This is a genomic window from Microbispora sp. CSR-4, assembly GCF_008033685.1.
Taxonomy (GTDB): Bacteria; Actinomycetota; Actinomycetes; order Streptosporangiales; family Streptosporangiaceae; genus Microbispora.
Window position 1 is genome coordinate 20,623 of record NZ_VJVX01000078.1, and the last position, 6,523, is coordinate 27,145.

The window sequence follows — 6,523 nt, forward strand, 5'->3', positions numbered from 1 at the left end:
GAAGCCTCCTCCACTGTTTCCTCGCGAACGAGGCCGCATACATCGGATGTCTAACAGTGTAAAGGAGTAAAGGTCCGGAGGAGCGCGCCCGATGGGGCGCCCTCGCGGCGAGGGCGCCCCCGGAACATGTGGTCAGACGCGGGTCCAGCGCTGGTTGGACTGGCCGTTGCAGGACCAGATGATGATCTTTGTGCCGTTGGCGGTGCCGGCGTTGTAGGCGTCCAGGCACTTGTTCGCGCCGACCGCGGTGATGCTGCCGTCGGCGTTGAGCCGCCACTTCTGGTTGCTCTGCCCGTTGCAGTCCCAGATGATCACATTGGTGCCGTCGGCGGTGCCGGCGTTGTACACGTCCAGGCACTTGTTGCCGTAGACCCGCAGCTCACCCGAGGCGGTCGGCGTCCACCGCTGGTTGGACTGCCCGTTGCAGTCCCAGAGCTGCACCTGGGCGCCGTTGGCCTGGGAAACCCCGGCGACGTCGAGGCAGCGGCCCGACCCCACGCCCTTGATCGCGCTCGTCCCGGTGGGAGTGGGCGTGGGAGACGGCGTGACCAGGCCTCCTCCGCTCACGACGTACATCGCGGCTCCGTGCGCGGGCACCGACGCGCTGATCGTCCCGGACGAGGAGCCGGTCGTGTGCGCCCACAGGTCGCGTACGGAGTAGGAGGCGGCGGCGCCGAGGCCGAGGGCGGAGACGGTGGTGGACACGGTCGCCGTGCCGCTTCCCCGGTTGAGCAGCACGACGGCGACCGAGCCGTTCGCCATCGGCTTGCGCCACACCTCCAGGTTGCCGTTGTCACTGATCTTGTGGCCCTGCCGGCCGCCCCAGTCCTGGTTGACGGCGATGACCTCGGTGTTGGTGAGGATCGAGCGGGTCTCGGCGCTCATCGAGCGGATGTCGTTGCCCGCGATGAGCGGCGCGTTCAGCAGGGACCAGAGGCTGAAGTGCGCCCGAGCCTCGGTCGCCGTCAGCGAGCCGTTGCCGACCTCCAGCATGTCGGGGTCGTTCCAGCCGCCCGGCCCCGAGTAGGCCTCCAGCCCGACCTGCTGGTCCAGGATGCCCATGACGGAGTTCCAGTTCGCCTGGATGTCGCCCGTGGTGCGCCAGGAGTTGCCGGTCTGCATGCCCCAGGTCCAGACGCTCTCCTGGCCCCAGTTGCACAGGCTGAACAGGATCGGACGGCCGGTGGCGGCGAGCGCGTCACGCATCGCCGTGTAGCGCTGCTGCCCGTTCTTGCCCTGGTGGTCGCCGCAGTTGTCGTACTTCAGGTAGTCGATGCCCCAGGAGGCCCACAGGGCGGCGTCCCGCTGCTCGTAGCCCAGGCTGGCCGGATAGCCCGCGCAGGTCGTGGTGCCCGCCGACGAGTAGATGCCGAGCTTCAGCCCCTTGGAGTGGACGTAGTCGGCCAGGGCCTTGATCCCGTTGGGGAACTTCTGCGGGTCGGCCACCAGGTCGCCGTTGGCGTTGCGGCTCTTGGTCGACCAGCAGTCGTCGATGTTGACGTACGTGTAGCCCGCCGCCGCCATGCCGCTGGAGACCATGGCGTCCGCGGTCTGCCGCACGAGGTTCTCGTTGACGTTGCAGCCGAAACTGTTCCAGTCGTTCCACCCCATCTGGGGCGTACGGGCGAGCCCGTTGTCCAACGCGGCGGCCGGCGACGTCATGCCGCCGGTCGCGACCAGGGACCCGGCGGCCAGCACCGCCGCCAGCGCCCATCCAACGATCCTGCGCATCTGACTCCTTGTCCGTGGCCGGCCCGTCGCCCTCGGCGCGGGCCGATCGCTGTTATCGATAACATCGCGCTCCGGGCCGGTCCTCCTGCCGGTTGCCGATGGGTGTGCGGCGGAGCAAATACGACCTCGCCGGTTCCGTCAAGGGGCTGCGGCGCGTGTGGTTCGCCTGACGCCGCGCCGCCTGCCCTTACCGGGCGCGGTCACCGGGCCGCGACGCGCGCGCCGGTGAAAGTTTCAGCCGAATCCACCATGACAGCGCATTTTTCGGAACGTTGCCGCAGCGGATTTCGCATCGGCGCAGGCAGGAGAGTCATCGTGTCGAGTGATCAGGCGAAAGTTTCCGACACGGTCTTGACAGTTTTCGGGGCGGTTTCCCAGACTGAGCCCGGGTGGTCTCCTGTCGGAGCGGGGGTGGGCGGCGGTCTCGCCGCCCACCGTTCGCTCCTGCGGCAGGGAGAGCGCCCCTCGGTTCCGCGGATGTCCCGCGCCTCGTTCCACGTCATCCCACGAGGGATGACGAACGCGCGATTTTGGTAGCGCTAACACTGCGCAGACGTTCAGGAGGACACGTGCCGCCCTCATCCTTCAGCAGGCGCAGGCTGTTCCACGCCGCAGGCGCGGCCGTCGTGGCCTCCGCCGTCGGAGAGGTCGCCGGCTCGCGGGCCGCCCAAGCCTCGGTCGCACCGGCCCGGGCCGACATCGGCGTGTCGGCGTACGCCTTCGAGCTGGGCCAGGTGCGGCTGACCGGGGGCCGCTGGCTGGACAACCAGAACCGCACGCTGTCATACCTGCGGTTCGTCGACGTCGATCGGCTGCTCTACAACTTCCGGGCCAACCACCGCCTGTCCACCGGCGGCGCCGCCACGAACGGCGGATGGGACGCCCCGAACTTCCCGTTCCGCACCCACATTCAGGGACACTTCCTCACCGCGTGGGCGCAGGCGTGGGCGGTGCTCGGCGACACGACCTGCCGGGACAAGGCGACCTACATGGTGGCCGAGCTGGCCAAGTGCCAGGCCAACAACGGCGCCGCCGGCTTCAACGCCGGATATCTGTCCGGCTTCCCCGAGTCCGACTTCACCGCGCTCGAGGCCCGCACGCTGAGCAACGGCAACGTGCCGTACTACTGCGTCCACAAGACCATGGCCGGCCTGCTCGACGTGTGGCGTCACATCGGCAGCACCCAGGCGCGCGACGTGCTCCTGGCGCTGGCCGGATGGGTGGACCAGCGGACCGGCAGGCTGAACGGCAGCCAGATGCAGGCCATGCTCGGCACCGAGTTCGGCGGCATGAACGCCGTGCTCACCGACCTCTACCAGCAGACCGGCGACGCCCGCTGGCTGACCGTGGCGCAGCGGTTCGACCATGCGGCCGTCTTCAACCCTCTCGCGGCCGGCCAGGACCAGCTCAACGGCCTGCACGCCAACACCCAGGTGCCCAAGTGGATCGGCGCGGCCCGCGAATACAAGGCGACCGGCGCCACCCGCTATCAGGACATCGCCACCAACGCCTGGAACATCACCGTCGGCGCGCACACGTACGCGATCGGCGGCAACAGCCAGGCGGAGCACTTCCGGGCCCCGAACGCCATCGCCGGGTATCTCACCAACGACACCTGCGAGCACTGCAACAGCTACAACATGCTCAAGCTGACCCGCGAGCTGTGGCTGCTCGACCCGGACCGCGCGGCGTACTTCGACTTCTACGAGCAGGCGCTGTTCAACCACATCATCGGCGCGCAGAACCCGTCCGACGGCCACGGGCACGTCACCTACTTCACGCCGCTCAAGCCGGGCGGCCGCCGAGGCGTCGGCCCGGCGTGGGGCGGCGGCACCTACAGCACCGACTACACCTCCTTCTGGTGCTGCCAGGGCACGGGGGTGGAGGTCAACACGGCGCTGATGGACTCCGTGTACTTCCACAACGGCACCACCCTGATCGTGAACCTGTTCACGCCGTCGGTCCTGAACTGGACCCAGCGGGGGATCACGGTCACCCAGACGACGTCCTATCCGGCGAGCGACACCGTCACGCTGCGGGTCGACGGCACCGCCGGCGGGTCATGGTCGATGCGCGTGCGCATCCCCGGCTGGGCCACCGGGGCGACGATCAGCGTCAACGGCGAGCAGCAGAACGTCGACACCACTCCCGGTTCCTACGCGACCCTCACCCGCGTCTGGGCCTCCGGCGACACCGTCACGGTGCGCCTGCCGATGCGCGTGGTCATGAAGGCCGCCAACGACAACCCCAACGTCGCGGCGATCACGTACGGCCCGGTCGTCCTGGCCGGGAACTACGGCAACACGGCGCTGTCGGCGCTGCCCGCCCTCGACACCTCCTCGATCACCCGCACCGGCACCACGGCGCTGACGTTCACGGCCACCGCCAACGGGTCGCCGGTCACCCTCGGCCCGTTCCACGACGCCCACGGGCACAACTACACCGTCTACTGGAACACCGGTGGCGGTGGCGGCGGAGGCGGGAGCGCGAGCTTCCGGCTGGTCAACGCGGCCAGCGGGCTCGTCCTCGGCATCCAGAACATGTCCACCGCCGACGGCGGTCTCGCCCTCCAGTGGACCGACAACGGCACCGCCGACCACGACTGGGAGATGGTCGTCGACGGCACCGCCGTACGGCTGCGCAACGTCAACAGCGGCAAGGTGCTGGGGGTGGAGAACATGTCCACCGGCGACAACGCCCGCGTGCTGCAGTGGAGCGACAACGGCACCGCCGACCACCGCTGGACGATCATCGACGTGGGCGACGGTTCGCACAAGATCCGCAACGTCAACAGCGGCAAACTGCTGGCCATTCAGGGCGGCTCGACCGCCAACGGGACCCAGGCGGTGCAGGACTCCGACAACGGCAGCGCGGACAACCAGTGGCGGTTCGTGCCGAACGGCGCCCGGCGCATCCAGAACCTGGCCAGCGGGCTGGTGCTGGGCGTGCAGAACATGTCCACCGCCAATGGCGGCCTGGTGATCCAGTGGGGCGACAGCGGCACCGCCGACCATCTGTGGACCGCTGTGGTCGATTCCGGCGGCTACCTGCGCCTGCGCAACTCCAACAGCGGCAAGGTGCTCGGCGTGGAGAACATGTCCACCGCAGCGGGCGCGCGGGCGCTCCAGTGGGACGACAACGGCACCGCCGACCACCGGTGGCGGCTGCGGTACGGATCCAACGGATACTTCCGCATCCAGTGCGCCAACGGCGGCCGGGTCCTCGGCGTCAGCGGCGGCTCCACCGCGCAGGGCGCCCAGATCGTGCTCGCCGACGACAACGGCGCAGGCGACCACCTGTGGCGGTTCGTCTAGTCAGGAGACGAGCGGGCGGCGGCGTCGTACGCGGGACGGCGCCGCCGGTGGCCTCTCACGTGTGATGTGGCGGGGCGGCGTCCGCGCTCACGAGCCGGGCTTCAGCGCGTCACAGGCCGGGCTTCAGCGCGTCACGGGCCGCCATCAGGGCGAAGCCGAGCAGGTTGAGGCCCTGCCAGGTCGAGGCGGAGGCGGCGCGTTCGTCGTCGGAGGCCAGGCCGATGCCCCAGATCCGGTCGAGCGGGCTCGCCTCCACCAGGACCTGGTCTCCGGTCCCGAGCAGGAAGCGCGTCAGCTCCGGGTTCTGGCCGAACTTGGCGATGCTGCCGCGGACCACGATGTCGAACCGGTTGGCCGCCCATACCTGGTCGTCGAAGCCGTGTACGACGCGGCCGAGCTGCTTGACCTCACGCGGGTGGTCCGCCGCGAGGATCCGCTCGGCGGTCCGCTCGTCGCCGAACAGCCAGGCCTTGTGCGCCATCATGTAGTGCTCGGCGGAGGCGAAGGTGCGGCCGTCCTCGGTGAAGGCGGCGGGCCACCACTGCGACAGGCAGCCGCGACCGATGCCGCCGTCGCGGGCCGGCCGGTGGCCCCAGAAGTACAGGTAACGCGGGGCGCGGCCCGCCTGCTCGGCGGCGATCGCCTCGTCCACGCTGCGAGGCGGCGGAATCTGCTCGGACACGCCCATACCGTGCCACAGGCGGCCTCGTTCCGGCCATCGAGTTACGGCAACGCTCCTCGCGCCAATGAGGGCCCGAGACACCAGCGGCGCGACAGGCAGCCGACCACCCTCGGACCGCGCCGCACCGCCCCGGGTCATGCCGCCCCGGCCGACCTCCATCGTGTCCGGGTCGTTGAACGCCCCGGTCTCGGTGCACGGGGTCATGCGGATTCGGCCGCGGCTCGGAGGGCCGCGACGACGGCGCGCTGTCCTGGAGACGGATCTGACCTGGTCACGGCCAGGGCGGTACGCCTGGAATGGGCGGGGTCGTCCACCTCGACGATGGCGATCCCGGCGGGCAGGCCGGAGACGGCGATCCGGGGGACGGTCGTGATGCCGAGCCCGGCGGCGACGAAGCCGAGCCTGGCGTTCCAGTCGCGGATGCGGTGGGCGATGCGGGGCTCAGGCAGCGCCGGCCTGGCACCGAACTGCGGGTCGCCGCGCGGGCCCATACTCATGCTCGCCGACGCCGAGAAGCCGCCCCGGCGGCTCGTCCTCGGCAACACGCTCCCCGAGATCGAGGCCATCTACGCCGAGCGGCTGCGCGAGTGGCGGGAGTGGGCGCCGGTCACCGAGGCCGCGTTCGGCTGAGGTGCGCACGGCCGCCGTCGCTCGGCGTCCACTCCCCGCCCTTCCATCCGTACGTGGCGGGCCCGGGGGCTCATGTGCCGAGGGGGGTGCCGCGGCTGTTGAGGAGGATCAGCTTTTCGATGCGGCGGCGGCGCCGGGTGCTGGTGAGGCGGAGGGCGAGGACGGC

General features: G+C 70.2%; 5 protein-coding genes. 2 read left to right on the top strand and 3 right to left on the bottom strand.

Translation table 11 applies throughout. The features are described from left to right. Positions 1 to 132 precede the first annotated feature (132 nt). Positions 133 to 1,731, bottom strand: coding sequence for a lectin (locus FLV34_RS36065; RefSeq protein WP_142652564.1), 1,599 nt, complete (start codon positions 1,729 to 1,731; stop codon positions 133 to 135). A 569-nt stretch (positions 1,732 to 2,300) separates the two neighbouring features. Between FLV34_RS36065 and FLV34_RS36070 the strand changes: the two genes are divergently transcribed. After that, on the top strand, positions 2,301 to 5,045 hold the full coding sequence (locus tag FLV34_RS36070) for a beta-L-arabinofuranosidase domain-containing protein (RefSeq protein WP_147945244.1): 2,745 nt from the start codon (positions 2,301 to 2,303) through the stop codon (positions 5,043 to 5,045). A gap of 109 nt (positions 5,046 to 5,154) precedes the next feature. Here FLV34_RS36070 and FLV34_RS36075 read toward each other — a convergent pair whose 3' ends face one another. Both FLV34_RS36075 and FLV34_RS36080 read right to left on the bottom strand, forming a co-directional pair. Beyond that, on the bottom strand, positions 5,155 to 5,733 hold the full coding sequence (locus FLV34_RS36075) for an NADAR family protein (RefSeq protein ID WP_142652764.1): 579 nt from the start codon (positions 5,731 to 5,733) through the stop codon (positions 5,155 to 5,157). A gap of 194 nt (positions 5,734 to 5,927) precedes the next feature. Beyond that, positions 5,928 to 6,224, bottom strand: a complete 297-nt coding sequence (locus FLV34_RS36080; RefSeq protein ID WP_222709752.1) for a LysR substrate-binding domain-containing protein — start codon at positions 6,222 to 6,224, stop codon at positions 5,928 to 5,930. On the opposite strand from FLV34_RS36080, the gene FLV34_RS42950 reads away from it, so the two are divergent. Next, positions 6,223 to 6,357 (top strand): hypothetical protein, encoded by a 135-nt coding sequence (locus tag FLV34_RS42950; RefSeq protein ID WP_260617574.1) that lies wholly within the window; start codon positions 6,223 to 6,225, stop codon positions 6,355 to 6,357. The two genes, FLV34_RS36080 and FLV34_RS42950, sit on opposite strands and share 2 nt — an antisense overlap. The last annotated feature ends 166 nt before the right edge of the window (positions 6,358 to 6,523 follow it).

Excerpts from the sequence above, each read along its gene's own strand:
- FLV34_RS36065 (WP_142652564.1), bottom strand. The coding sequence starts at position 1,731 with ATGCGCAGGATCGTTGGATGGGCGCTGGCGGCGGTGCTGGCCGCCGGG.
- FLV34_RS36075 (WP_142652764.1), bottom strand. The coding sequence starts at position 5,733 with ATGGGCGTGTCCGAGCAGATTCCGCCGCCTCGCAGCGTGGACGAGGCG.
- FLV34_RS42950 (WP_260617574.1), top strand. The coding sequence starts at position 6,223 with ATGCTCGCCGACGCCGAGAAGCCGCCCCGGCGGCTCGTCCTCGGCAAC.
- FLV34_RS36080 (WP_222709752.1), bottom strand. The coding sequence starts at position 6,224 with ATGAGTATGGGCCCGCGCGGCGACCCGCAGTTCGGTGCCAGGCCGGCG.